This is a genomic window from Rhizobium tropici CIAT 899 (assembly GCF_000330885.1).
GTDB classification, from domain to species: Bacteria; Pseudomonadota; Alphaproteobacteria; order Rhizobiales; family Rhizobiaceae; genus Rhizobium; species Rhizobium tropici.
In genome coordinates this window covers 3,542,373-3,568,557 of the sequence record NC_020059.1, presented here as the reverse complement: position 1 = coordinate 3,568,557, position 26,185 = coordinate 3,542,373, and the positions used below count along the sequence as shown (strand labels likewise).

Annotated in this window: 21 protein-coding genes; 11 read left to right on the top strand and 10 right to left on the bottom strand. The window is 60.9% G+C overall.

The window, feature by feature from the left end; genetic code table 11:
* The first annotated feature begins 45 nt into the window (after window positions 1-45).
* The 3 genes from RTCIAT899_RS17490 (at window position 46) to RTCIAT899_RS17480 (ending at window position 2,750) form a co-directional block, all read left to right on the top strand.
* Entirely contained in the window at window positions 46-705 is a 660-nt protein-coding gene (locus RTCIAT899_RS17490) for a sulfite oxidase-like oxidoreductase (RefSeq protein ID WP_015341561.1), read from the top strand.
* A 196-nt stretch (window positions 706-901) separates the two neighbouring features.
* Window positions 902-2,362, top strand: a complete 1,461-nt coding sequence (locus tag RTCIAT899_RS17485; RefSeq protein ID WP_015341560.1) for an MFS transporter — start codon at window positions 902-904, stop codon at window positions 2,360-2,362.
* An 82-nt stretch (window positions 2,363-2,444) separates the two neighbouring features.
* Window positions 2,445-2,750 (top strand): hypothetical protein, encoded by a 306-nt coding sequence (locus RTCIAT899_RS17480; RefSeq protein WP_015341559.1) that lies wholly within the window; start codon window positions 2,445-2,447, stop codon window positions 2,748-2,750.
* Between the two features lie 126 nt (window positions 2,751-2,876).
* On the opposite strand, the gene RTCIAT899_RS17475 is transcribed toward RTCIAT899_RS17480, so the two are convergent.
* Window positions 2,877-3,272 (bottom strand): type II toxin-antitoxin system VapC family toxin, encoded by a 396-nt coding sequence (locus tag RTCIAT899_RS17475; protein WP_015341558.1) that lies wholly within the window; start codon window positions 3,270-3,272, stop codon window positions 2,877-2,879.
* Window positions 3,272-3,496, bottom strand: coding sequence for a type II toxin-antitoxin system VapB family antitoxin (locus tag RTCIAT899_RS17470; RefSeq protein WP_015341557.1), 225 nt, complete (start codon window positions 3,494-3,496; stop codon window positions 3,272-3,274). The genes RTCIAT899_RS17475 and RTCIAT899_RS17470 overlap by 1 nt, the downstream gene beginning before the upstream one ends.
* Before the next feature lie 162 nt (window positions 3,497-3,658).
* On the opposite strand from RTCIAT899_RS17470, the gene RTCIAT899_RS17465 reads away from it, so the two are divergent.
* Window positions 3,659-4,849 carry an acetyl-CoA C-acyltransferase gene (locus RTCIAT899_RS17465; protein ID WP_015341556.1) on the top strand — a complete coding sequence of 397 codons (1,191 nt, stop codon included), beginning with the start codon at window positions 3,659-3,661 and terminating at the stop codon, window positions 4,847-4,849.
* Between the two features lie 67 nt (window positions 4,850-4,916).
* Window positions 4,917-5,354, top strand: coding sequence for a DUF3592 domain-containing protein (locus RTCIAT899_RS17460; protein ID WP_041677717.1), 438 nt, complete (start codon window positions 4,917-4,919; stop codon window positions 5,352-5,354).
* A 39-nt stretch (window positions 5,355-5,393) separates the two neighbouring features.
* Here the strand turns inward: RTCIAT899_RS17460 and RTCIAT899_RS17455 are convergent, their stop codons facing one another.
* The gene (locus RTCIAT899_RS17455) at window positions 5,394-7,892 is read right to left on the bottom strand and encodes a heavy metal translocating P-type ATPase (protein WP_015341555.1); all 2,499 of its coding nucleotides are present in this window, start codon (window positions 7,890-7,892) and stop codon (window positions 5,394-5,396) included.
* A 171-nt stretch (window positions 7,893-8,063) separates the two neighbouring features.
* Between RTCIAT899_RS17455 and RTCIAT899_RS17450 the strand changes: the two genes are divergently transcribed.
* The 4 genes from RTCIAT899_RS17450 to RTCIAT899_RS17435 all read left to right on the top strand — a co-directional run bounded on the left by RTCIAT899_RS17450 (window position 8,064) and on the right by RTCIAT899_RS17435 (window position 17,117).
* On the top strand, window positions 8,064-9,170 hold the full coding sequence (locus tag RTCIAT899_RS17450) for an RHE_PE00001 family protein (protein WP_015341554.1): 1,107 nt from the start codon (window positions 8,064-8,066) through the stop codon (window positions 9,168-9,170).
* 212 nt (window positions 9,171-9,382) lie between these two features.
* Window positions 9,383-10,894 (top strand): efflux RND transporter periplasmic adaptor subunit, encoded by a 1,512-nt coding sequence (locus RTCIAT899_RS17445; RefSeq protein WP_015341553.1) that lies wholly within the window; start codon window positions 9,383-9,385, stop codon window positions 10,892-10,894.
* Complete coding sequence (locus RTCIAT899_RS17440; RefSeq protein ID WP_015341552.1) at window positions 10,891-14,010, top strand: efflux RND transporter permease subunit; 3,120 nt, start codon at window positions 10,891-10,893, stop codon at window positions 14,008-14,010. The genes RTCIAT899_RS17445 and RTCIAT899_RS17440 overlap by 4 nt, the downstream gene beginning before the upstream one ends.
* Window positions 14,007-17,117, top strand: coding sequence for an efflux RND transporter permease subunit (locus RTCIAT899_RS17435; RefSeq protein ID WP_015341551.1), 3,111 nt, complete (start codon window positions 14,007-14,009; stop codon window positions 17,115-17,117). Before RTCIAT899_RS17440 ends, RTCIAT899_RS17435 begins: the two co-directional genes overlap by 4 nt.
* A gap of 28 nt (window positions 17,118-17,145) precedes the next feature.
* Here RTCIAT899_RS17435 and RTCIAT899_RS17430 read toward each other — a convergent pair whose 3' ends face one another.
* The 4 genes from RTCIAT899_RS17430 to RTCIAT899_RS17415 form a co-directional block, all read right to left on the bottom strand.
* Window positions 17,146-17,571, bottom strand: a complete 426-nt coding sequence (locus RTCIAT899_RS17430) for a type II toxin-antitoxin system VapC family toxin (RefSeq protein ID WP_015341550.1) — start codon at window positions 17,569-17,571, stop codon at window positions 17,146-17,148.
* Complete coding sequence (locus RTCIAT899_RS17425; RefSeq protein ID WP_015341549.1) at window positions 17,568-17,813, bottom strand: FitA-like ribbon-helix-helix domain-containing protein; 246 nt, start codon at window positions 17,811-17,813, stop codon at window positions 17,568-17,570. The genes RTCIAT899_RS17430 and RTCIAT899_RS17425 overlap by 4 nt, the downstream gene beginning before the upstream one ends.
* Window positions 17,814-17,941: 128 nt before the next feature.
* Window positions 17,942-21,085 carry an efflux RND transporter permease subunit gene (locus tag RTCIAT899_RS17420; protein ID WP_015341548.1) on the bottom strand — a complete coding sequence of 1,048 codons (3,144 nt, stop codon included), beginning with the start codon at window positions 21,083-21,085 and terminating at the stop codon, window positions 17,942-17,944.
* A 9-nt stretch (window positions 21,086-21,094) separates the two neighbouring features.
* A complete protein-coding gene (locus RTCIAT899_RS17415; protein ID WP_015341547.1) occupies window positions 21,095-22,399 on the bottom strand; it encodes an efflux RND transporter periplasmic adaptor subunit in 1,305 nt (434 codons plus the stop codon).
* Window positions 22,400-22,500: 101 nt separating this feature from the next.
* Between RTCIAT899_RS17415 and RTCIAT899_RS17410 the strand changes: the two genes are divergently transcribed.
* Window positions 22,501-23,178 carry a TetR/AcrR family transcriptional regulator gene (locus RTCIAT899_RS17410; protein WP_015341546.1) on the top strand — a complete coding sequence of 226 codons (678 nt, stop codon included), beginning with the start codon at window positions 22,501-22,503 and terminating at the stop codon, window positions 23,176-23,178.
* A gap of 145 nt (window positions 23,179-23,323) precedes the next feature.
* Here the strand turns inward: RTCIAT899_RS17410 and RTCIAT899_RS17405 are convergent, their stop codons facing one another.
* From RTCIAT899_RS17405 to RTCIAT899_RS17395, 3 genes are all read right to left on the bottom strand, one after another.
* On the bottom strand, window positions 23,324-23,563 hold the full coding sequence (locus tag RTCIAT899_RS17405) for a hypothetical protein (protein WP_015341545.1): 240 nt from the start codon (window positions 23,561-23,563) through the stop codon (window positions 23,324-23,326).
* A 322-nt stretch (window positions 23,564-23,885) separates the two neighbouring features.
* The gene (locus tag RTCIAT899_RS17400) at window positions 23,886-24,344 is read right to left on the bottom strand and encodes a helix-turn-helix domain-containing protein (protein WP_015341544.1); all 459 of its coding nucleotides are present in this window, start codon (window positions 24,342-24,344) and stop codon (window positions 23,886-23,888) included.
* Window positions 24,345-24,531: 187 nt separating this feature from the next.
* A complete protein-coding gene (locus RTCIAT899_RS17395) occupies window positions 24,532-24,840 on the bottom strand; it encodes a hypothetical protein (RefSeq protein WP_015341543.1) in 309 nt (102 codons plus the stop codon).
* 267 nt (window positions 24,841-25,107) lie between these two features.
* On the opposite strand from RTCIAT899_RS17395, the gene RTCIAT899_RS17390 reads away from it, so the two are divergent.
* On the top strand, window positions 25,108-26,121 hold the full coding sequence (locus tag RTCIAT899_RS17390; protein ID WP_015341542.1) for an ABC transporter substrate-binding protein: 1,014 nt from the start codon (window positions 25,108-25,110) through the stop codon (window positions 26,119-26,121).
* The last annotated feature ends 64 nt before the right edge of the window (window positions 26,122-26,185 follow it).

Genomic DNA, 26,185 nt, shown 5'->3' with positions numbered 1-26,185 from the left:
CCAGCTCGGGCATCCTATTTCTGCGCAGCAGAGAGGATAGCCGGCATGAGCGACGAGATCCCCGCCGATAGCAAGCTCACGACTTCCAAGCGCCGCTGGGCGGCGGAGGGCAAGTTTCTGACGGGGCGTGTCAGCCGGCCCGAGGCAGAGCGGCTGCCACCGGGGCAGCATCTCGTGAGGAATTGGCCGGTGCTGGATCTCGGCGTACAGCCGCAGATTTCGCTATCCAGCTGGCGGCTCGATGTGATCGGCTTCGTGGAAAATCGGCTCAGCTTGGATTGGGCGGCTTTCCGGGCGCTCGAGCAAAGTACCCGTGTCAGCGATATCCATTGCGTGACGACCTGGTCGCGCTACGACAACCGTTGGGAAGGAGTTTCGACGCGCGATCTCCTCGATCTCGCCATGCCGACGGAAGAGGCGCATCATGTGTTGCTGACGAGCTATGACGGCTATACCACCAACCTGCCGCTTGCGGATTTCGCGGCCGAGGATGCGATCCTCGCCACCGCCTGGGAAGGTCAGCCTCTGACCGTCGAACATGGCGGCCCGATGCGTCTCGTCGTGCCGCATCTCTATTTCTGGAAGAGCGCCAAGTGGCTGAACCGTATCGAGTTCATCGGCGCCGACAGGGCCGGCTTCTGGGAGAAGAACGGCTATCACATGTATAGCGATCCCTGGCGGGAGCAGCGCTACTCGGACGATTGACGCTTCCGGAGCGCTGCGGGTGAGGGGGCCTTGGATTGGCCGTCTCGAACCACAGTTCCTATGTCGCCGTGTCAATTTTTCGCGGCGCCAGCCGGGTTTGTGGCTTTGCAAGCCACCATCATAGGCGTATTCAATGATCATATGATTGCTGCCGACGCACCGACTCCCTTGAACGCCATTCAGTGAAATTCATCTCATGACCGTTGCCCGGACTATAGAAGAGCCTTCCGAAGCAAGTTTCGGCCGGCAGTCCCGCATCATCGCCTTTGTCGTCGCCGTTTCCTTTTTCATGCAGTTTCTGGACGGGACGATCATCACCACCTCGTTGCCGCAGATGGCGGTAAGTTTCGGCGTCGAGCCGGTCTCGATGAGCATCGGCATCACGGTCTATCTGCTCACCATGGCGGCTTTCGTGCCGCTCGCCGGCTGGGCTGGCGATCGCTATGGCGCCCGGCGGGTGTTTTTGGCATCCATTGCCATATTCACCATGGCGTCGCTGTTCTGCGGCCTCTCGGGCAATTTGACCGAGTTCATCATTGCCCGCGCCGTTCAGGGCATCGGCAGCGCGCTGATGACGCCCGTGGGACGCATCATCGTGCTGAAGAATGCTCGCAAATCCGATCTGGTGCATGCGATGTCGATGATCACCTGGCCGGCGCTGACCGCTCCGGTCATCGGTCCGGTGCTCGGCAGCTTCATCACCACCTATCTCAGCTGGCATTGGAACTTCCTGATCAATATCCCGATCGGCATCATCGGGCTCGGCCTCGTCCTGCGCTTCGTGCCGGATCAGCGGGAGGAGAAGGTCGCGCGGCTCGATTTTATCGGCTTTCTGCAATCGGCGGCGGGGCTGACCTTCCTGCTTGCCGGCCTCGAATTCGTGGTGCAGGGGACGACGGGGCTGGCGGCCAGCATTGCGTTGATCGCCGCAGGCGCGGTTTTCTCCATCATCGCCACCCGGCATTTCATGAAGGTCGATGCGCCCTTGCTCGATCTCTCCGCCTTCAAGGTGCAAACCTTCGCCATGTCGACGCTTTCGGCGGGTACGGCGAGCCGTGTGGCGATCAACGCCACGCCCTTCCTGATTCCGTTGCTTTTCCAGGTTGGCTTCGGCCGCTCGGCGATCGACGCGGGCGCCTATCTGCTTTTCTATTTCGCGGGCAATCTCGGCATGAAGGCGATCACTACGCAGATGTTAAGGATCTTCGGTTTCCGCAACGTGCTCGTCGTCAACGGGCTGATCTCGTCGGCCAGCATTGCCGGATGCGCGCTTCTGTCTTCCTCGACACCAGACCCGTTGATATATTGCCTGCTATTCATCGCCGGCCTGTCGCGTTCGATGAACTTCACCGCGCTGAATACGCTGGGGTTTGCCGATATCCATGCCGCGCAACGCAGCTCCGCTTCCACATTGTCGAGCATGCTGCAGCAGGTTTCGCTGCTGCTGGGCGTCGCCGTCGCCGCCGCCGTTCTCAATCTCTCGCGCACGATTCATGGTGGGGAAACGCTCTCGCTCATCGATTTTCGCTGGGCTTTCCTCATCATTGGCCTTATCGGTGCCATCTCCGCATTGCGTTTTATCAGCCTGCCGCACGATGCCGGCGCAGAGGTATCCCGCCACAAAGTGAAGACCCGATCAAAACCTTCAAATTCTTAATGATATTGACAGGCAAGCCGCTGTAAAATGGCCTGCCGGTTCCCATATGAAACTCGCGTCAACTCCCACAGGAGGCAGTCCCATGCTGCTCAGAACCCTCGCCATCTCCGCTCTCGTCGTCGGCGTGTCCAGCGCCGCCATGGCCGAGCAGGTGCACAAGCATCACCCCAAGCGCGTCAACGTCGAGGCGTTCCAGGCCGATGTCGGCAGCGTCGACCATTCGAAAGATGCAATCCTTCCGGACGGCACGATCAACACCGATCCGTCGGTGACCGGCCCGATCCGCGCCGGCGACTCCATTTCCCGCCTGCAGTGCGCCGCTGCCCCTAACTCCGTCGGCGCTCGTTCGAGCACCTATAGTGCAGGCTCCGCTTCGCTTTGCCCGTAATGGCGTAATGGCTCGAGCTGGCCTAAAGCGGGTCGCGATCTTTCAGATTCGCTTCTCACGCTTTAGGTCTTTGATTTTGTGTATGTCGTCGTCGCAAAACCGCTGCGCACTCTTACGCGACATGCTCTAGGCCAGCTCGATATCCGTCTGCTTGAAGCGGTCGCTGTTCGACAATAGCGGCTGGCGATAATAGCGAGCGCAGGCATAGGTCATGCAATCGTCCAGGCTGAGGCGCGCCGTATGGCCGCCTTGGCCATAGTGCTCGTAAGCTTCGGTCGCGAGGACTGCGGCACGAGGCGGCACGGCGAGCAGTTGGATGTTCATCAGCTGCAGAAACGTGCGGACAGCTTCGCCTGCCTCGGTCGGCGACAATCCCAAAGCATCAGAGACCAGGATTGCGGCATTCGCTGCGGCAAGCGGCGAGGTCATGCGTGCCGTTGCCGGCTGTATGCGGATGGCAAAGGCGCGCGCCTCTTCCTCGTCGGTCATCATCGCCGACAGCACCGAAGCGTCGATGAACATCAGGCCTCTCCTGTCTTGGCGTTTTGGCCCTGCGCGGCCGCCTTCTGCTTGAGATTGCGGCAAAAAGCGACAGCGACATCGGCAAGGGCCGGTTTGCTTAGCTCCTCATCCAGCGCCTTTTGCAGGGCGAGCCGTACAGCTTCCGTCTTGGTGGGGGCCTTGGTCAGGGCCTGGTAGCGCCGCGCCAAGCGGTCGATGGCGTCGTCCTTGATGTAAAGCGGCATGAGATATCCTTTCAAGCTTTGGGGATATCCTTAGGGCGTGTCTGGTAAGAGGGCAATCGCCGTTTTCCGATTGTATTCCGATTGCATCGGTATTTAGATGACGGACATCATCTAACGTGCTAGCAATGACACCAAGCTGTTTGCTTGATCTGAGGAGATGTCATGCCTGCTATCGATCCCGTTGTCATCGTTTCCGCCACGCGCACGCCGCTCGGTCGTTTCCAGGGAGATCTTTCGTCCCTGCAGGCGCCCGAGCTCGGTGCGCATGTCATCCGTGCTGCGCTGGAGCGCGCGGGACTTTCTGCTGAGAGAGTGGATGAGGTTCTGTTCGGCTGCGTCCTGCCTGCGGGGCAAGGGCAGGCGCCGGCCCGGCAAGCTGCGCGCGGGGCTGGCCTTCCGGATGCCGTCGGCGCCACGACCATCAACAAGGTCTGCGGTTCGGGCATGAAGGCGACCATGCTGGCGCATGACCTGCTTCTCGCCGGCTCGGCCTCCATTGCGGTCGCCGGCGGCATGGAATCCATGTCGAATGCGCCTTATCTGCTCGCCAAGGCGCGCGGCGGCTATCGCATGGGCCATGACCGCATCTTCGATCACATGATGCTCGACGGGCTGGAAGATGCCTATGAGAAGGGTCGCTCCATGGGCGATTTCGGCGAAATGGCGGTCGAGGCCTATCAGTTCAGCCGCGACGATCAGGATGCTTACGCGGTCGAAACCCTGTCGCGCGCTCGCAAGGCGCTCGAGACTGGCGCTTTCGAAGCGGAAATCACGCCGATCTCGGTGAGTGGCAAGGGTGGCCCGGTCACGATCGCCAAGGATGAGCATCCGCAAAAGGTTTCACCTGAAAAGATCCCGACGCTCAAGCCGGCCTTCCGCAAGGATGGCACGATTACGGCTGCCAGCGCTTCGGCCAATGCCGATGGTGCTGCAGCGCTCATCCTGACGCGCCGTTCGCTCGCCGAGCGCGAGGGATTGCCGATCCTTGCCGAAATCAAGGCGCACGCCACGCATTCCCAGGAGCCGGCCTGGTACACCACAGCGCCGATCCCGGCGATCCGCAAGGTGCTCGACAAGAGCGGCTGGAAGATCGGCGACGTGGATCTTTTCGAGATCAACGAGGCCTTCGCCGTCGTCGCCATGGCTGCCGCAAAGGAACTCGGCATTGCCCGCGACCGGCTCAACATCAACGGTGGCGCCTGCGCGCTCGGCCATCCTATCGGCGCTACAGGCGCGCGGCTGATCGTGACGTTGCTGCATGCGCTTGAACGCCAGGGAGCAAGGAAGGGTGTTGCTGCGCTCTGCATCGGCGGCGGTGAGGCGACGGCGATTGCCGTGGAGAGGGTCGGGTGAAGGTATCACTCAACCGATGAATCATAGGGACCTTGACCAAACATGAAGGTAACCCAATGATGGCATTATGAGCGAAGGGTCCATCTGGACGTTTATTCACTGGCTGAGCCTTTTGGCTCTAGCGGTACTAGCTGTTTGCGTCCGGCTTGTTTATCTGGCCAAAACGCACGGTTGGGTTGAGATTGGCGGAACGGTCGTGGACGTACGCTCCGTTCTAGTAGGGGAATTTCCAACTCCGTTCATTGATGTTGAGTATGAGTACGAGGCCAAACGCCTTACTGCCTTTGACCTTAATACACATGATGGCGATTTCGATAATTACTTGCCGGGCCGGATTGTTACACTGCTTATTGATCCAGAAGATCCGGCCAACTGTCGCGTGAAAATGCCCGCGACGTTTGTTGACGGGATATTACAAAATTTCGTCACCGGCCGACCTATGAGGCGTGACGTCCAGAGCCACTCAATGAAGAATCTGGACATTGTTCCTCCCGATCAGAAATAGTCAAACCTCATTTCTGATGCATATTCATATGAACCGTCCTCATTTCGCCAGCCGTAGCCTCAGTGCATTGCCGATCACCGAGACTGACGACAGGCTCATTGCGGCGGCCGCAATCATCGGTGACAGCAGCAGGCCGAAGATCGGGTAGAGCACGCCGGCCGCCAGCGGCACGCCCAGCGCATTGTAGCCGAAGGCGAAGGCGAGGTTCTGCTTGATGTTGCGGATCGTCGCTTCCGAGAGATGGCGGGCGCGGACGATGCCGTTGAGATCGCCCTTTACCAGCGTGATCCCGGCGCTTTCCATGGCGACATCGGCGCCCGTGCCCATGGCGATGCCGACATCGGCTGATGCAAGTGCCGGAGCATCGTTGACGCCGTCGCCCGCCATGGCAACGATGCGGCCCTTGGCCCGCAACTCGTCGATCAGCGCCTTCTTGCCCTCCGGCAGCATGTCCGCGCGCACTTCGTCGATGCCGAGCTCTCTGGCGACGGCAGCGGCGGTCTTGCCGTTGTCGCCGGTCGCCATGACGATCGTCAGGCCGCTTTCATGCAGCGCCTTGATGGCGGCTGCCGTGGTCGGCTTGATGCGGTCGGCGACGGCGACGAGGCCGGCCAGCTTCTGGTCGATGGCGACGAACATGACGGTCTTGCCCTCGCTGCGCAGGCGCTCTGTCTCGGCCTTCAAGACATCGGTCGAAACGGCAAGGTCGGACATCATCGCGGCATTGCCGAGCGCGATCGCGGTTTCGCCGGCGCGGCCCTCCACGCCCTTGCCGGTCACCGCCGAGAAGCCGGAGATCTCGACGAAGCGCGCACCGCGTTCCTCAGCGCCGGCAACGATGGCTTCGGCGAGCGGGTGTTCGGAGCCGCGCTCCAGGCTGGCGGCGAGCGAGAGAAGGCGTGCCTCGTCGGAGCCCGCCGCAGTGACGATATCGGTCAGGTTCGGTTTGCCTTCCGTCAGCGTGCCCGTCTTGTCGACGATCAATGTGTCCACCTTGGCGAAGCGTTCGAGCGCCTCGGCATCGCGCACCAGCACGCCCTCCTGCGCGCCGCGGCCGGTGGCGATCATGATGGACATGGGCGTTGCCAGGCCCAGTGCACAGGGGCAGGCGATGATGAGTACCGCGACAGCGGCAAGCAGCGCGTGCGCCAGCCGTGGCTCCGGCCCGACGAATGCCCAGACGGCAAAGGCGATGACGGCGGCTGCGACGACCGCGGGCACAAAGACGGCCGAGACGCGGTCGACCATCGTCTGGATCGGCGCGCGCGAGCGCTGCGCCTTGGCGACAAGTTCGACGATGCGCGAGAGCGTTGTCTCGGCGCCGACTTTCTCGGCCTGCATGATGAGCGCGCCGTTTTTGTTGATCGTGCCGCCGGTCAAGGCATCGCCCTTGGCCTTTTCGACCGGCAGGGGCTCGCCTGTGATCATCGATTCATCGATGGTCGATTGTCCCTCGATAACGGAGCCATCCACAGGGACGCGCTCGCCGGGGCGCACCCGGAGCCGGTCGCCGGCCTGGATCTCGTCGACGGGCACATCGGTTTCGCTACCGTTGGCGCCGATGCGTCGTGCCGTTTTCGGCGCGAGATCGAGAAGGGCGCGAATGGCCGAGCCGGTACGCTCGCGGGCTTTCAATTCCAGTACCTGGCCGACGAAGACGAGCGCGACAATCACGGACGCCGCTTCGAAATAGACGGGCACGCTCTCGTCATGCCCTCGAAAGCTCATCGGGAACAGGCCGGGGGCAAGCGTCGCAATCACGCTGTAAAGGTAGGCGGTGCCGACGCCGAGACCGATCAGCGTCCACATATTGGGGCTGCGATTGACGAGCGAGTTCCAGGCGCGGCGGAAGAAGGGAAGAGCCGCCCAAAGCACGACCGGCGTTGCAAGAACAAGCTCGACCCAGGTGGCGATCGGCTCGCCGATCCTGTCGCGAATGGGAAGGCCGATCATCGGCCCCATGCTGATGGCAAGCAGGGGCAGCGACAGGGCGGCGCTGATCCAGAGCCGGCGCGTGAAATCAACAAGCTCGGGGTTCGGGCCTTCATCGGCGGCCGGGACACCCATCGGCTCCAGCGCCATGCCGCATTTCGGGCAGTCGCCAGGATGGTCGCTGATCACCTCGGGATGCATCGGGCAGGTATAGAGCGTGCCCTTCGGCATCGGCTTTGGCGTGGGCTTGCTGCCGTCGAGATAAGCCGATGGGTCCGCTTCGAACTTTGCCTTGCAGCCGGCCGAGCAGAAATAGAATTTCTCGCCCTCGTGCTTCGTGAAATGGCGGGCAGTGGCGCGATCGACCGTCATTCCGCAGACGGGATCCTTGGCCGTGAAGTAGTTTTCCGGTGCGGCCTCGAATTTTGCACGGCAGCCATTGCTGCAAAAGTGGAAAGTGCGGCCGTGATATTCCAGCGACGGCTTGCCGGCATCGGGGTCGACGGTCATGCCGCAGACGGGATCGCGGATCACTTCATCCTGCGTGTGGGTGTTATGGTGATCGTGTCCATGATGGCTGTGATCGTGCTCGTCATGCGGTGCCATGTCATACTCCTTTGCCCGAAGGGGCTTCGGACAGGTCTATGGACCTTCCCATCGCTGGAAGGTCAAGCCGGAAAATAGTGATTGCCATCCACAGTTCACAGGGCGGCCTTCCTATCTCGCTGCGGATGGCGATGATAAGTTCCGTAAGATCGATGCAATGATGTGATTCCAATGCGATATGATCTGACCACGCTGCCGCTTGCCACGCTTCTGCCTGCCGTCGTCAAGGCGGAAGATATGCTGGCCCGGCTGGATGAGCGCGTGTTGAGGCATGCGGTGGCGAATGGCTTTCGCGAGCGTGGGCACTTTTTCGAGGCCGCCGGTGCGCTCTGGGTGGGCGGCGAACTCGTGCATGTCGAGGATCTCGTCCTGCACGATGCGCGCATGGATACGCGCACCCCGACGCATGAATTGACCATCGCCCATTCGGTGCTGCGCAGCCGTCGCCGTCTATGGGCCGCCGATCCGTCCTGGGGCCTGGAGCCGGCTGGCCTTGCCGTGCTGCGCGGGGAGGTCGGCGAGACCGACGAGGGCAGCACGCCGCGTTCGACCTCTGCCCGGGCCATCGAGCCTGACGAGCCGGAGGAGGGGGATGATTTCGGCGTCGATTTCGCCGAGATCGACGCGATCCTCGCCCGATCCGACAAGATCCTGAATGGCGGCGTTCCGGAACCCAGGCAGCCGATTATCGATGCCCAGGATCCCCTGGCTCTCATCCGAGACGAGGATTGGGATGAGGATGAGCGGCTGGACAGCTGGCGCGCCGTCATGCGCGAGGCGGATCTGCTGCCGGCTACCTTGGGTGCCGCGGTGCTTTTCGATGCCTGGGAAAGGATCGAACCGCTGCGGCGACAGCATTGGCTCGGCGGCTTGCTGGCGAGCGCCTATCTGCGCAGCCGGGGCAAGGTCACGTCTCATCTCTTCTGCCTGAATGTCGGCCTGAAGGCCGTTCGTCACGACCGCCGGCGAGCGCCGGACCGCACCACGCGGCTGACCGCCTTTCTCGAGGCCATGGCGCTTTCGGCCGATTCGGGCCTCAAGGAGCTTGATCGGCTTTCGCTTGCCAAGCTGCAGATGGAAGTGCGGCTCAAGGACAGGCGGTCCAACAGCAGCCTGCCTGAGGTCATCGACATCGTGCTATCGCGTCCGATCGTCTCGGCGAAAATGATTGCGCGCCATGTTGGCATTACCTCAAGGGGCGCGCTCAATCTCGTGACCGAACTCGGCCTGCGCGAAATGACCGGGCGCGGGCGCTATCGGGGCTGGGGCGTGCTTTGATCTGCTGCAACGGGTGGTGTGGGTAGCGCCACCCTCCCTTGCAACCACAACCCTGGTTTTTGTCCAATGTTACAGTTTGTTACGCTAAGTGGCGCTAAAATGGACAAAATTTAATGCCCATACCAAATTCCTAAGCGGCACGATGCAAGCTAAGGTCGCGCCATGAATAGCGGGAGATCGTCGATCACCCCGGGATTTGAAGAGGTGGGTGAATGGCTCGGACGTTTCGGGTCGTCGTTTGGTTGGCAGTGATCGGCGCAGTCTGGTATGGCGCCTATGCGACCCGCGATCGTTGGCTTGGGCCGGCGGAGAAGCTGCTTGGCTACCAAAATGCCGCAGCACCGGGAGAGCAAGCCCAGGACGGACGCCGTGGTGGCCAAAGGCAGGGCGGCAGCGGTGGCGGACGGCGCAGCATGTCGCAGTTCAATGGACCGGTTCCGGTGCTCGCCGCGGATGCGACGACGGCCGATGTCCCCGTCTACATCAACGGCGTGGGCTCGGTGAAGGCCCTGAATACCGTGACGGTGCGCGCGCAGGTCAGCGGACGAATCGTCGAAATCAATTTCGTCGAGGGCCAGGACATCAAGAAGGGCGATATCATCGCCCGCATCGACGATTCCGTCTATAAGGCGCAGCTCGACCAGGCGATCGCCAAGAAGGCTCAGGACGAAGCTTTGCTTGCGGGCGCCCAGCGCGATCTCGCCCGCTATCAGATGATGGTGAAGAGCGCCTCCGGCACGCAGCAGCAGGTCGACACGCAGACCTCGTTGGTGGCGCAATACACCGCGCAGGTCCAGGTGGATGTGGCGGCGATCGAAAGCGCGCAGGCGACGCTCGATTATACGACGATCAGAGCGGCCTTCGATGGGCGCACCGGCATCCGTAACGTCGATATCGGCAATCTCGTCAGCTCGGGCGACACGACAGGCATCGTGACGCTCTCGCAGATCAAGCCGATCTCCGTGCTGTTTTCCATTCCGCAGCAGCAGCTTGCCCGCATCAACGCGGCAAGCGCAGCCGGAACGCTTTCCGTCCAGGCTTTGGGCAACGACGGCGAGACGGTGGTCGACAATGGTTCGCTTGGTGTGGTCGACAATCAGGTCGATCCCACCACCGGCACCGTTAAGCTGAAGGCGAATTTCCCGAACGACAAGCTGGCGCTGTGGCCCGGCGCCTTCGTCAATGCCCGCCTGCTCGTGGAGACGCTGAAAGGCGTCACCGTCATTCCGAGCGGTGCCGTGCAGCGCGGGCCGAACGGCACCTTCGTCTATGTCATCGGCCAGGATCAGACCGTTGCCATGAAGCCGGTGAAGGTGCGCCAGCAGGACGATACGCTCGCCGTCATCGCCGATGGCGTGGCGCCCGGCGACAAGGTGGTGACGACCGGTTTCGCGCGGCTGCAGAATGGGTCGAAGGTGCAGATTTCGGCCAATCCGACTCAGGCGTCCCCGGATATTCCGACGTCTGACAATAGCGGGCAGCCGGTCGCGGAGAACGATTCGCAGAATGCCGCTCCGGGGGCCGCGAATGCAAGCGAGCACCCGCATCGACGCCATAATGGCCAAGGTGGTCAAGGCGGGCAGGGCGGCCAAGGTGGGCAGGGCGGTCACAACGGCCATCGCGGTCAGGATGGTCAGCCGGCAGCCGGCAGTGAACAAAGCACGGATACGAGCGGCGGCTCGGCCTCCAACAATTCCTCCGCTACGCCGACGCAGCAGCAATGAACGTCTCGTCGCTCTTCATCTTCAGGCCGATCGCCACCTCGCTTCTCGGGGTGGCGGTTCTGTTGGGCGGCATTCTCGGCTTCCTCTTCCTGCCGGTTGCGCCACTGCCGCAGGTGGATTTTCCGACGATCCAGGTGACGACGCAGCTTCCGGGTGCCGATCCCGATACGATGGCGGCGCTGGTGACCGCACCGTTGGAGCGGCCGCTCGGCCAGATCCCGTCGCTCGCCTCCATGACCTCGTCGAGTGCCTTCGGTATCAGCCAGATCACACTGCAATTCGATCTCGGCCGCGATATCGATGGCGCCGCGCAGGATGTGCAGGCGGCGATCAATGCCGCGGGATCGACTTTGCCACGCACGCTGCCTTATCCGCCGACCTACTCGAAGGTGAACCCGGCCGATACGCCGATCGTGACGCTGGCGCTGCGCTCCAACAGCTATTCGATCCGCGAGCTCAGCGATTTCGCCGATACGATGATGGCGCAGCGCCTGAGCGAAGTCTCAGGTGTTGGCGACGTCAACATCCAGGGCGGCGTCAAGCCGGCCATCCGCATTCAGGTGGACCTGCCGCGTCTCGCTTCCTACGGGCTTGCGCTGGAGGATATCCGTTCGGCGATCACCAACGCCAGCGTTGCCGGCGCCAAGGGCTCGCTCGATGGCACGCAGCAGAGCTTCACGCTCGCGGCCAACGATCAGATCGTCGATCCGAACGTCTATAAATCGGTCATCGTCGCCTACCGCAACAGCGCGCCGGTGCAGTTGAAGGACGTCGCAACGGTCGTCGAGGGGCTGGAGAACAATCGTGTCGGCGCCTGGTATCAGGGTCAGCCCGCCGTCATTCTCGATATCATGCGCCAGCCGGGCGCCAACGTCATCCAGACGGTCGAGAACGTGCTGAAGCAGATCCCGAAGCTGAAGCAGGCGATGCCGGCCGGTATTTCGCTTGATATCGTCAATGACCGCACCGAGACGATCCGCGCCTCGATCCATGACGTGCAGTGGACGCTGGTTATAAGCATCGGCCTCGTCATCCTGGTCGTCCTGCTATTCCTGAGGACGATGACGGCGACCTTCATTGCCGGTGTTGCGCTGCCGCTGTCGCTGATCGCGACCTTCGGCGTCATGTGGTTTGCCGGCTTCAGCCTCGACAATCTCTCGCTGATGGCGCTGACGATCGGCACCGGCTTCGTCGTCGACGACGCCATCGTGATGATCGAGAATATCGCCCGTCATATCGAAGAGGGCGAAAATCCGATGCAGGCGGCGCTCAAGGGCGCCGGCGAGATCGGTTTCACCATCATTTCGCTCACCGTCTCGCTGGTTGCCGTCTTCATTCCGCTGCTGTTCATGACCGGCATTGTCGGCCGCATGTTCCGTGAATTCGCACTGACGCTCACCATTGCCGTCGTCGTGTCGGCCGTCGTCTCGCTGACGCTCACGCCGATGATGTGCGCGCGCATCCTGCGCAAGCCGAAAGAGCATCAGGGCGGCTTTCTGGCCGGTGCCGACCGTTTCACCGACTGGATGGTCGAAGGCTATCGGCGGAGCCTTGTCTGGGCCGTGGATCGCAGCCGCCTCATGCTGCTGGTGACGGTGGTGACGCTGGCTGCGACGATCGCGCTCTATGTCGTCATTCCCAAGGGCTTCCTGCCGGCGCAGGATACGGGTCTCATCACCGCCGTCATCGAGGCCGAGCCGACGACCTCCTTCGAGACGATGAAGCAGATTCAGGCCGATGTAGTCGACCGGCTGCGCAAGGATCCGGATGTCACCAGCGTCGTTGCCGTCATCGGTGCGAGTGCCAGCAATCTGACGCTGAATACCGGCAATCTCAGTCTCGTGCTGAAGCCGCGGAGTGAGCGTAACGCGTCCGCCGATCAGATCATCGACAGGATGCGCGGCGAGGTGACGGGCTTGCCCGGCATCCATGTCACCTTCCAGAGCGTGCGCGACATCTCGATCAGCACGAGGGCCAGCCGTGCGCCCTATCAGTATACCCTCACGGGCACCGACACGAATACGGTGGTCGACTGGGCGCAGAAGCTTGCCCAGCGGCTGCAGGAAAGTCCGAAGCTCACGGATATCGCCTCCGAAGTGGAGATGGGCGGCGGGCGCATCTTCGTCGATGTCAATCGCGAAACCGCCTCTCGGCTCGGCGTGTCCATGCAGGCCGTCAGCGATACTTTGAATGATGCTTTCGGCCAGCGGCAGATCGCAACGATCTATGGGCAGGCCAACCAGTATCGCGTCATTCTGGAGGCGGCGCCGCAATATCAGTCCGACCCGAAATCGCTCGACAAGCTTTATGTCGCCGGTGCCAGCGATACCCAGGTGCCGCTCAATGCCTTCACGACGGCGAGTTTCACGACCGCGCCGCTGGTCATCAGTCATGATGAGCAGTTTCCGGCCGTGACGCTCAGCTTCGACCTCGCCAAGGGCGCGTCGCTCAGCGATGCCGTCGCCGAGATCAAGGCGGCGGAACGCGATATCGAGATGCCCGACAATATCCAGCGCAAATATTCGGGCGATGCCGAGGAATTTGCCTCGTCGCTGGCGGGCGAGCCCTGGCTGATCCTCGCGGCAATCGTGACGATCTACATCGTGCTCGGTCTGCTCTATGAAAGTGCCGTTCATCCGGTGACGATTCTTTCGACGCTGCCTTCGGCTGGCGTCGGCGCGCTGCTGGCGCTGATGCTGTTCGGGCAGGATCTCTCGATCATCGCGTTGATCGGCATCGTGCTCCTGATGGGTATCGTCAAGAAGAATGCGATCATGATGATCGACTTTGCGCTGGAGGCGGAGCGCAAGGAAGGCCTGGAGCCGCGCGAGGCCATTCTGAAAGCCTCGATCCTGCGTTTCCGGCCGATCATGATGACGACGCTCGCGGCGCTCTTCGGCGCCTTGCCGCTGGCGCTGGCGCAGGGCACAGGCGCAGAGTTGCGCATTCCGCTCGGTATCACCATTATCGGCGGTCTCGTGCTTTCGCAGCTTTTGACGCTCTATACGACGCCGGTGATCTATCTCGCCTTCGAGCGGCTGCGCGCCAAGGTCGTCGGCCGCACCAGCGGCACGCCGAGCGCCGAGATGAATGAATTGGCGGGTGGCGAGAGATGAACATCTCCGAGCCGTTTATCAAACGCCCTGTCGGGACGACGCTTCTGGCGATCGGGCTGGTGATCCTCGGCATCGTTGCCTATCGCTTCCTGCCGGTTGCAAGCCTGCCGACGGTGGATTTGCCAACCATTGTCGTTTCTTCAAGCCGCCCCGGGGCCGATCCGGCCAGTATGGCGGCGAGCGTGGCCGCCCCGCTGGAGCGTCACCTCGGAACCATTGCCGGCGTCACTCAAATGACGTCCGTCAGCTCGCTCGGATCGAGCACGATCATCATCCAGTTCGACCTGTCGCGCAGCGTCGATGGTGCCGCGCAGGATGTGCAGGCGGCATTGAACGCGGCTGCGACGGACCTGCCCGGCGATCTGCCCACTCTCCCGTCCTTCCGCAAGATCAACCCGGCTGCGGCCCCCGTTCTCATCCTGGCGCTGACCTCGGACAATGTCTCTCCGAGCGCCATCTATGATGCAGCCGATACCGTGGTGGTGCAGCGCATTTCACAGGTGGATGGCGTCGGCGGTGTGACCGTGAGCGGTGCCGACCAGCCCGCCATCCGCGTCCGGCTGGATCCAGACCGGCTTTCGGCCATGGGCCTCTCGCTCGATGCGGTCCGTACGGCGGTCGTCAATGCCAACGTTCTCGGCCCCTTCGGCTCGATCGACGGTGCGGGCGGCGCTTTCTCCGTCGCCGTCAACAGCCAGTTGAAGACGCCGGAAGCCTTCGGGCGGATCGTGGTGCGCAGCGGCGACGGCACGGCGGTTCGTCTTTCGGATATCGCCACTGTCGAGCCGGGTGTGCGCAACAGCCGCTCGGATGCCTGGTACGACGGCAAGCCGGCCGTGCTGCTTAACATCACCAAGCAGGCGGATGCGAACGTCATCGCCACCGTCGATGGCGTTAAGCAGCTGATCCCGGAGCTGCAGCGGCTCATTCCTGCCGGCGTGAATGTTTCCATTCTTTCCGATCGAACCACCACGATTCATGCCAGCGTCACCGATATGCAATGGACGCTGCTTGCCACTATCTGCCTGGTCATGGCCGTTGTCTTCGTCTTCCTGCGACGGGCAACGCCGACCTTTGCCGCGGGTGTGACGGTGCCTCTGTCGCTTGCCGGCACTTTTGCCGCGATGTGGCTCTTCGGGCTGTCGATCGACAATCTTTCCCTCATGGCGCTTGCCGTTTCCGTCGGCTTCGTCGTCGACGACGCCATCGTCATGATCGAGAACATTTATGCCAATCTGGAAACTGGCATGAAGCCGATGCGAGCGGCGCTCGAAGGGGCGAAGCAGATCGGCTTTACCGTCATTTCCATCAGCCTGTCGCTGCTTGCTGCCTTCATCCCGCTGTTCTTCATGGGCGGTATCGTCGGCCGGTTCTTTCAGACCTTCTCGCTGACGCTCGGCTTCACTATCGTCGTTTCGACGCTGGTATCCCTCACGCTGACGCCGATGATCTGCGGCCATCGACTGCGTCAGCACGATATCGACGCTCGGCCCGGCGCGTTTGGCCGTATCGTCGAAGGCACGCTTAGCGCCGTTACGGGCTTTTACGGCCGCACGCTGCGGGCGGTGCTGCATCACCGCCTCCTTTCGGTCGTCGTCATCATCGCCTGTGTGGTCATGACGGGCTATCTCTACGTCAAGGTTCCAAAGGGCTTCATTCCGCAGGACGACACCGGCTTTATCCAGGGCGGGACGCAGGCTGCGACCGATATTTCCTATCCGGCCATGGTGAAGCTCCAGCAGCTGGCGGCGGATATCGTTGCCAAGGACCCGGCGGTGTCAGGTGTCGGCTCTTCCGTCGGCGGGGGCGGCTTTTCAAGCTCCGTCAATCGGGGCCAGCTTTTCATCTCGCTGAAGCCGGAATCGGAGCGTGCGCCGACCGCCGATGTCATAGACCGGCTCCGCAAGCAGTTGATGGCGGTCCCGGGCCTCAGCACATTCCTGTTTTCGCCGGGCGATATCCGCGCCGGCGCGCGCCAGTCGCAATCGCAATATCAGTTCACGATCTGGGGTGCGAATTACGACGAGCTGGTGGAATGGGCGCCTAAGGTTTTGGAACGTCTGCAAGCTCTTCCAGGATTGACCGATGTTGCCACCGACAGGCAGCCCAACGGCCTGCAGGCGACCGTCAATATCGATCGTACCCTCGCTTCCCAGCTCGGCGTCAACATCCAGTCGATCGATTCCGCGCTCAACAACGCCTTTGCGCAGCGACAGATCTCGACGATCTATACACAGCGCAACCAGTATCGCGTCGTATTGGAGGCGAATCCCGACTATGCGCTCGATCCCCAAGATATTTCCAAGCTTTACGTGCCGGCATCAGGCGGCACGCAGGTGCCATTGAGCGCGGTGGCGTCGATCGACCGGACGCTCGCGCCGCTGGTGGTCAATCACCAAGGTCAATATCCCGCCGTCACCATCTCCTACAATCTGGCGCTCAACACGCCGCTGCAGGTGGCGAACGACGCCATTCAGAAGGCGGTGCTCGACATGCATCTGCCTGATACGCTGCATGCGGATTTCGCCGGCGATGCGGCGAGCGTTACCCAGTCGTCCGGCAGCCAGCCGTTGTTGCTGCTGGCGGCATTGCTGACGGTCTATATCGTTCTCGGCATTCTCTATGAAAGCCTGGCGCATCCGCTGACGATCATCTCGACGCTGCCCTCGGCCGGTCTCGGCGCGCTGCTGGCGCTCGCTATCAGCGGCACGGAGCTGACGATCATCGCCTTCATCGGCATCATTCTCTTGATCGGCATCGTCAAGAAGAACGGCATCATGATGGTGGATTTCGCCCTGCAAGGCGAGCGCACGCTCGGCCTGTCTTCAGAGGAAGCCATCTATCAGGCTTGCCTCAAGCGTTTCCGCCCCATCCTGATGACGACGCTCGCCGCGCTTATGGGCGCCATCCCGCTGATCATTGCAACAGGGCCCGGTGCGGAGCTGCGCCGCCCGCTCGGGATCACCATCGTCGGCGGCCTCGTCGTGTCGCAGGTGCTGACGCTCTATACCACGCCGATCATCTATCTGATGCTTGCCAAGCTGCATGCAAAATGGTCGCCGAAGGCGCAAGCCACGGTGCCGCCAGTATCTCCGCTCTCAACTTGAATGTTTAGCAGTGTATGGACGGACCGGATCAGCCCCGATAGTCCCACGGATTGACGACAGCTATTCCGGTGTCCAGGAAATCCGACACGTTACGGGTTGCAAGGGTTGCTCCTCGCGACGCTACAATTGCGGCGATCTGAGCATCGAACTGGCTGATCGGCTTGCCGGCCCGACGCCGCGATGTTGCAATGAAAGAATATGCACCCGCAGCTTCGCTATCGAAGGGGAGAATTCTTCCGGCGAAATCCTCTTCGAATATCGGGAGAATGGCAGCTTCCAATTCGCTTCGACGTCGGCCCGCAGGCAGCAGCCGGAGGCCGTAAAGGATCTCCGCCTCCGTCGTTGCCGTCGTAAAGATGGCGAGAGGGGGCTGGGCAGCGAGCCAAGCTTCAACCATTGGCGATGGTGATGGTGCCAATAGGTCAGAAATGACATTCGTGTCGAGAATGATCACGGATCGAGATCGACCGGGCGGATTGGTTCGCGTGGGGCAATATCCAGCACGACCCCACCACTTGCAGCCATGCGACGACGGATTGTCTCAGCCAAATTGGGCTGACGCTTTTCTTCCGTCGACAAGGCCGCCCGCAGAATGTCTCGCGCCTCATCCTCCATCGATCGCCCGTGTGCAGCGGCGCGAATGCGCAGCCGGGTCTTTAAATGATCGTCGATGTTGCGGATCGTCATACTGGCCATAAAAATACCCTGTCATCAATGATTGCATATTAATCATTGATGACAAATTTGGCAAATCAAGACGAAGTATCCCATGCCTCATTGAGATCCCACTCGTCCTCTCTTTCGAGAGGGCGAGTGGGGAGGCCTTAATGCGCAACGTCAGGGTTGGCGGACTCCGGCGCTGCGGTCGACCGAACATTGCCCTTGAAGACACGGCGGACGGCGACGAAGAGCAGCGGGATGAAGAAGATGCCGAGCACGGTTGCCGAGATCATGCCGCCCATGACACCGATGCCGATCGAGTTCTGGCTGCCGGAGCCGGCCCCGTTGGCGATTGCCAGCGGCATGACGCCAAGGATAAAGGCGAGCGAGGTCATCAAGATCGGCCGCAGGCGCTGGCGCGATGCTTCCAGCGTGGCGTCGATCAGGTTCTTGCCCTGGTTCTGCTGCTCGATGGCGAATTCGACGATCAGGATGGCGTTCTTCGCCGCCAGACCTATGGTCGTCAAAAGGCCGACCTTGAAGTAGACGTCGTTCGACTGGCCAAACAGGGTTGCAGCCAAGAGCGCGCCGAAGATGCCGATCGGCACCGACAGCATGACGGCGAGGGGGATCGACCAGCTCTCATAGAGGGCGGCGAGTGCCAGGAACACCACCAGGATGGAGATGGCGTAGAGCTGGGTCGCCTGGTTGCCCGAGAGCTTTTCCTGGGCCGAGAGGCTCGTCCATTCGTGGCTGAAGCCCGGCGGCAGGGTCGCCATGATCTTGTCGATCTCGTTCATAGCGTCGCCTGAGGAGACGCCCGGCGCGGCCGCGCCCTGGATTTCGACGGCGGAGGAGCCGTTATAGCGCTCCAGGCGCGGCGAACCGTAATTCCATTCGCCGTTCGAGAAGGCCGAGAAGGGCACCATGTCGCCACTGGAATTGCGCACGTACCAGCGACCGAAATCCTCGGGCTGCATGCGGAAATCCTTGTTGGCCTGAACATAGACGGGCTTCACACGACCACGGTCGATGAAGTCGTTAACATAGGTGCCGCCCCAGGCGGTCGATAGGATCGAGTCGATATCGGCCAGGCTGATATTCAGAGCGCTCGCTTTTTCCTCGTCGATGTTCAAGGAGAATTGCGGCGTATCTTCCTGGCCGTTCGGACGGGTGCCAGCGAGCTTCGGATTCTTGGCGGCAGCCCCGAGCAACTGGTTACGGGCAGCGATCAGTGCTGCGTGACCGGCCCCGTTGATGTCCTTGATGAAGAAGTCGAAGCCGCTCGAGCTGCCGAAGCCGGGGATGGCCGGCGGCGCCAGCGCAAAGACGTTGCCGTCCTTGATCTTCGAGAAAGCGCCCATGGCGCGACGTGCGATCGCTTGCGCCTTGGATTGCGGCGTCTTGCGCAGGTCGAAGTCCTTCAGCCTCACGAAGACGAGGCCGACGTTCTGGCCCTGACCGCTGAAGCCGAAGCCGGCGACGGCGAATGCGCCTTCGACATAGTCCTTCTCGGTGTTGAGATAATAGTTCCTCACCTGGTCGAGCACGGCCTTGGTGCGTGAATCCGTGGCGCCCGGCGGCAGCTGAATGGCGGTCAGCAGGATGCCCTGGTCTTCATCAGGCAGGAAGGAGCTCGGCAGGCGGTTGAACAGAGCAGCAACGGCGCCGCCGATGAGGACGAATACCAGCAGGAAGACAATGCTGAGGCGGATCATGCCGTGTACGCCGCGCTGATAGCGATGCGTCGCCCGCTCGAAGTTGCGATTGAACCAGCCAAACAGACCGCGCTCTCTGGCGCCATGCTTGGGCTTTCTCAAAATGGTGGCGCAAAGGGCGGGCGTCAGGATGAGAGCAACGATGACGGACAGCACCATCGCCGAGACGATCGTCACCGAGAACTGCCGGTAGATGACACCCACCGAGCCCGAGAAGAAGGCCATCGGGATGAACACGGCCGAAAGCACGGTGGCGATACCGATCAGCGCGCCGGTGATTTCCTGCATCGACTTGATCGTCGCTTCGCGCGGCGACAGTCCCTCTTCCTCCATCACGCGCTCGACATTCTCGACGACGACGATGGCATCGTCCACAAGCAGGCCGATGGCGAGCACCATGCCGAACATGGTCAATGTATTGATCGAGTATCCGAACAGCGCCAGCACGCCGAAGGTGCCGAGAAGCACGACGGGGACGGCGAGCGTCGGGATAAGCGTGGCGCGGATGTTCTGCAGGAAGACGAACATGACGATGAAGACGAGCACGATGGCTTCGAAGAGCGTCTTGACCACGTCCTCGATCGATAGCTTCACGAAGGGCGTCGTATCGTAGGGATAGACGATCTCCACGTTCGGCGGCAGCGTCTGGCTGAGATTGTTGATAGTCGTGCGGACCGCTTCCGCCGTATTGATGGCGTTGGCGCCCGAGGCCAGCATAACCGCAAGACCGGCAGAGGGGTGACCGTTATAGGTACTCGACGTCGTATAGCTCTTGGCGCCGAGTTCGACCGAGGCGACGTCATTCAGGCGAACCAGCGAACCGTTCGGCTGGCTCTTGAGGATGATGTTGTTGAACTGCTCGGGCGTCTGCAGACGGCTCTTGGCCGTGACGGTCGCATTGAGCTCCTGGCCCTTGCGCTGCGGCAATGCACCGAGCTGGCCGGCCGACACCTGCGAGTTCTGGGCCTGGATGGCAGAGACGACATCCGACGTCATCAGCTGGTATTTGGCGAGCTTGTCCGGATCGACCCAGATGCGCATGGCGTAGCCGGAACCGAAGATCTGCGTGTTGCCCACGCCTTCGATGCGCTTCAGCGTGTCGTTGAGGGTGCTGTCGACGTAGTCGGCAAGGTCGTTCGAGTTGAGCTTGCCGTCGGTCGATACGAAGCCCACGACCATTAGAAAGTTCGACGTCGACTTGGAAACCACGATACCCGTGGATTGCACCGTCTGCGGCAGCTGTGCGGTGACGAGCTGCAGCTTGTTCTGCACCTGCATCTGCGCGACGTCGGGATCGGCCTTGTTGGTGAAGGTCAACGAAATCGATGCCTGGCCCGTCGAGGTCGAGGTCGAGGTCATGTAGTCGAGGTTGTCGATACCCGTCATGCCCTGCTCGATGACCTTGGTCACCGAGTTTTCAACGGTCGCCGCGTCAGCCCCGGAATAGGTGGCGCTGATGCTGACCGTCGTCGGCGCGATTTGCGGATATTGCGAAATCGACAGCTGGAAGATCGAAAGTGCGCCCGCCAGCATGATGACGATGGCGATCACCCAGGCAAAGATCGGCCTGTCGATGAAAAAACGAGACATCGTCTAACCTCACTTCTGGACGCCGGAGGCGGCTTTGATATCGGTCTTTTCCAGCCCGGCCTGCTCGGCAGACGGCTTGCCATCGGCGGCGGCCTGCTTCACTTCACCGGTCGCATCGTCGATCGTTACCGGCGACACGGTGACTTCCTGACCGTCGCGGACGCGCTGAACGCCTTCGACGATTACGCGATCGCCGTCGGCGACGCCCTGGTTGACAAGCCAGCTATTGCCGATGCTGCGTTCCACCTTCAATACCCGCTGCTGTACCTTGCCCTCCGCAGTCACGAACATGGCGATCGGTTCGCCCTTCGTGTTGCGGGTCACGGCGCGCTGCGGCACCACGAAGCTGTTTTCGGCAATGCCTTCCTGAATGGTGGCGCGAACATACATGCCCGGCAGCAGGATGCGATCCGGATTGGGGAAGACAGCGCGCACGGTGATCGTGCCGACCGTTTCCGCAACGGAGGATTCGGCAAACTGCAGCGTGCCGGTTTCCTTGTATTGGCTGCCGTCTTCGAGCGTCAGGTGAACCGAAACATTGTTGCCGCTGGTCTTCAGCCGACCTTCCGCGACGGCGCGGCGAAATTCGAGCAGGTTGGTGCTCGACTGCGTGACATCGACATTGATCGGATCGAGCTGACGGATTGTTGTCAGCGCCGTCGTCTGATCGGCGGTGACGAGAGCGCCCACCGTGACCGTGGAGGCATCGACGCGGCCGCCGATCGGCGCGCGCATCTTGGTGTAGTCGAGATTGATGCGCGCCGTTTCCAGTGCAGCCTTTGCGGATGCCACATCGGCATTGGCCTGGGCCAATGTGGAAATCGCGTCGTCGAGGTTCTGCTTGCTGACCGCGTCCTGCTGGGTGAGGCTTTTGTAGCGATCGACCTTCGACTGGGCACTCGGCAAGGCGCCTTGGGCCTTTTGCAAGGCGGCGGCGGCACTGTCATAGGATGCCTGGTAAGAGGACGGATCGATCTCGTAAAGTACGTCGCCTTCCTTGACTTCGCTGCCTTCCTTGAAATTGCGGCTGCGGATGATGCCGCCGACCTGCGGCCGCACTTCGGCGACAAGATAGGCGCTGGTGCGGCCAGGCAGTTCGGCGGTGATGGCGACGGATTGCGGATGCAGCGACATCGCGCTGACTTCTGTCTTTACGACCGGCGCATTGTTCTGCGCGGAATTCTGCTGGTTGCAGCCGGCCAGTAACATCGCAGCGATCAATCCTGCGGCGGTCAGCGACGAGCGGCCGGCTGAAAGGCGGTTGGATGTCGGCGGATATACGAGTGCAGAAGTGGGAGGAGCGAGCTTTCGCACGTTGCTATTTCCTGTTGCCTTATTTATAGTACCAAGTCGTACCGAAAATATTTATACAGCGTCAAATGTCAATCCTATTCGGTTGTTGGGGTCAATTCGGTGTGCTGACAAAGGAACGAACAGCCAAGGCCGACCAGGCTGCCACGCGCCGTCCGCGCGGTCGTCCGAAAACCGTGAGCGACGATGAGCGCCGCGCTGAGATCGTCAGAGAGGCGCGAGCAATCTTCTATGAACTCGGATATGCCGGTACAACCATGGATTTGGTTGCCACGCGATGCCGGATTTCGAAGCAGACCCTCTATAGGCTGTTTCCGAGCAAGACCGATCTGTTTGTGGCCATCATCGTCGAGCATCGCGCATCCATGCTGGCCCTGCCGCGGCCAGAGGATGAGAACCTGCCGTTCGACAAGGCGCTTGAGCAGATATTCATGATCGATATCGATGAAGATCAGGAACGTGAACGGGACGCTTTTATTCATCTCGCCATCAGTGAATCGCAACAATCTCCGGAGATCGCGATGTTGCTGCACACATACGGCGGCAAGCAATCGCAGCTGATGTTAGCGGATTGGCTTCTCGAGCAGCAGCGGCGTGGCGTGATCGAGATTGCCGATGCGGCAAGCGGCGCTCGCATGCTGATGAGCATGATCTTCGATGCGATGATCTCGAGGCCGGGCCGTCCGAAGGATTGGACGGACCGCGAAATGCGGCTGCGCCATCTGCGTCATTGCATCGCAATCTTTACTGCCGGCGTCCGGCCGCGCAAGGACGGCTGCTAAACCGTGCCGCTAGCTTCCACCCGGGCATGCGATAACCTGGTCGTCCTGATGGTCGCCTCATAAGAAAAATGAGAAAAATGCCGATATGACCTGGGAGCCATACCGACATCATTTCATATCCGGCAAAGGCCGGAATTATCTAAATTCAGTGTGCCACCACTTTTGCTGTGTCCGTTCCCTTTTCGAACAAGGGATTGGGCAAGCCATTTTCATACATTTCCTGCAGCACGGCCCCGAGTGCCAAGTCCAGGCACCAGACCGGGAATTCAGCGTTCAGGTTTTTAGCGCTTTGCCGTGCATAGGTGATGAGCCGAGCGATTGATGCCAGTTCCTTGAGCGAGTCGGGATCCTGGTATGCTGCGTCGATCGGAAGTGCTGCTGTCATTTCGTACCCTCTATTGCCCCCGTTCCCGGCAGACGAATCGTGTCTGGCCAGGAACATGAGCAAACCGTAACGAAAGTTTTGCAGCTTGGCGCGTGACATGCAGCGTGACACGATGCTTGGTTGCGGCAAAATTCTGCTCTTACCGCCTCCAAAGGTCAGGCACGGAGCCAATTGCAATGAGGCGCAATCTCAGCGCCGATCGCGTGACTGGCCAGGCCAGCCCGCACCTCAGTTGTCGGCAATAATCCTGCGCCGGCCCAAAGCAGCAACTTTCGGCCTGCCTCGGATCGACCGCATCGTCATTCTCGTGGGGGCAGCAGCCTTAGTTGCGCAGGCCGACCGACGCGTCCGCTGCATGCGGAATATGATTTGGCAGAACGTCGGAAGCATTTGCCAATGACTTGATCAGCGTCAGCACGGACTGGCGAATGCTGGGATCATTGATCTTCATGAACGCCTTGTTGAGGCTGAGGCCCTCTTTCGATGTCAGGAAGTCCGACAGATCTTCCAGACCATTGATCGCGCCGAGGCCATCGGTGTTCAGCGGCTGCGAATTATCCTGCTGGAAGAAGAAGGCAACCGGTACCGCCAGCACGCCGGCAATCGCCTGCAGCCGGCTGGCGCCGATGCGATTGGTGCCCTTTTCGTATTTCTGCACCTGCTGAAACGTCACGCCGATCTGTTCGGCAAGCCGCTCCTGACTCATGCCAAGCATGAGACGGCGCGTGCGCACGCGAGAGCCAACATAGGCATCGATCGGATTCGGTACTTTTGCACTCACTGCGCAATCTCCTTATTACATAGGGCTGGTGTATAACACCATGCTCGTGACCCTTCTCGGGAAGGGACGCGTCCTCCATCTGCCCGCAAAATGTGCGTTAAATATGAGTGTAACTCAACCAACAGTCTTTTTCTGCAAAGTTTTTATAGCCCGCTGTTCGCATAAACTCCAGAAAAGCTGATTCGCGTCAATGCGGATTGAAAATGGAGGATGGCTTGCAATTGTAGACGGGGCAGAGCGGGTTATCCCTGGTGGGAACATAAGTGCGGCTGGCATAGTCGGAGATGCCGCATTGCCCGCGGCCGGCCACATAGCGGTCGTAAAGAACGGGGCCGCCACGGGAGGATGGATAGCGTAGTATCACCGCCCGTTCCGCCGCGATAAGTTGCTGCACCGATGCGCACGTCTTGCCGAGCGATTCGTAGCGGGAAATCGCCGATGCCGGTCCGGCTACGGTGATCGTCATCAGGACAAGGGCTGCGGCAATGGTCCTCATCGGTGATCCCTCCCAGCGAAAGCGTTCCATCTTAGATAGTCGCGATGCGGGAAATGCCAAGGTGGATGAATGCTTCCCGTTGTGCGGAAATCGGGCTTTACGTCGCCGCTGCGGAAAACCGCAGGCATTCGAAGCCAACAGGCGATAGCCAAGAACTTGCTTTCAGTTCAATGAAAGGTTGGGCGTGCATGTCTCTCCTGCTTCAGGAGGAAGCGCGTGCCGTGCCGTTGTCAATCGGCGTGGTACACAATTGGAGAGGAGAACTTCATGCGTGCATCCAGCATTCTTAGATATTCGACGGCTTTTTCCATTGCGATAGCCGCAGCCGGATTTGCTGCCACCGCCGCCAGCGCCGCCGACAAGATTTCCATCATGGTGGGCGGTTACGAAAAGCAGATCTATCTGCCGGCCAAGCTTGCCGAAGGGCTTGGCTATTTCAAGGAGCAGGGGCTGAACGTCGAACTTCTCAATGAGCCTGCAGGCGTTGATGCGGAAAACGAAATGCTCGCAGGCGCCGTTCAGGGCGTCGTCGGCTTCTACGACCATTGCATCGACCTTCAGGGCAAGGGCAAGTTTGTCGAATCCGTCGTGCAGTTCAGCCAGGCGCCCGGCGAAGTTGAGCTGGTGTCGGCCAAGCATCCGGAAATCAAATCCCCCGCCGACTTCAAGGGCAAGAGCCTCGGCGTCACCGGCCTTGGTTCCTCGACCAACTTTCTGACGCAGTATCTGGCCATCAAGGCCGGCCTGAAGCTGGGGGAATTCACCTCCGTTCCGGTCGGTGCCGGCCAGACCTTTATCGCCGCCATGCAACAGGATGCCATCCAGGCCGGCATGACGACGGAGCCGACGGTCTCGCGTCTCCTGAAGACCGGCGAAGCCAAGGTTCTCATCGACATGCGCACGATGGCCGGGACAAGGGCCGCCCTGGGTGGGACCTATCCTGCTGCGTCACTTTATATGCAGGAGTCGTGGGTTAAGGATCACAAGGATGAGGTGCAGAAGCTTGCGAATGCTTTCGTCAAGACGCTGCATTTCATCAACACGCATTCGGCCGCCGAGATCGCCGACAAGATGCCGAAAGACTTCTATGTCGGCGACAAGGAAGGCTATGTGAAGGCGCTTGAAAACGGCAAGGCGATGTTCACGCCCGATGGCGTGATGCCGGAAGACGGTCCGAAAACCGTTCTTGCCGTGCTTTCCGAGTTCTCCAAGAACGTGCAGGGCAAGGCGATCGATCTGTCGAAGACCTACACGACGGAATTCGTCAAAAACGCCAAATAGTGCGCCGTAGCGTTTCCGGCGCCGGCGGCATATCGAGCCGCCGGCGTCCGCGTTAATAAAATCG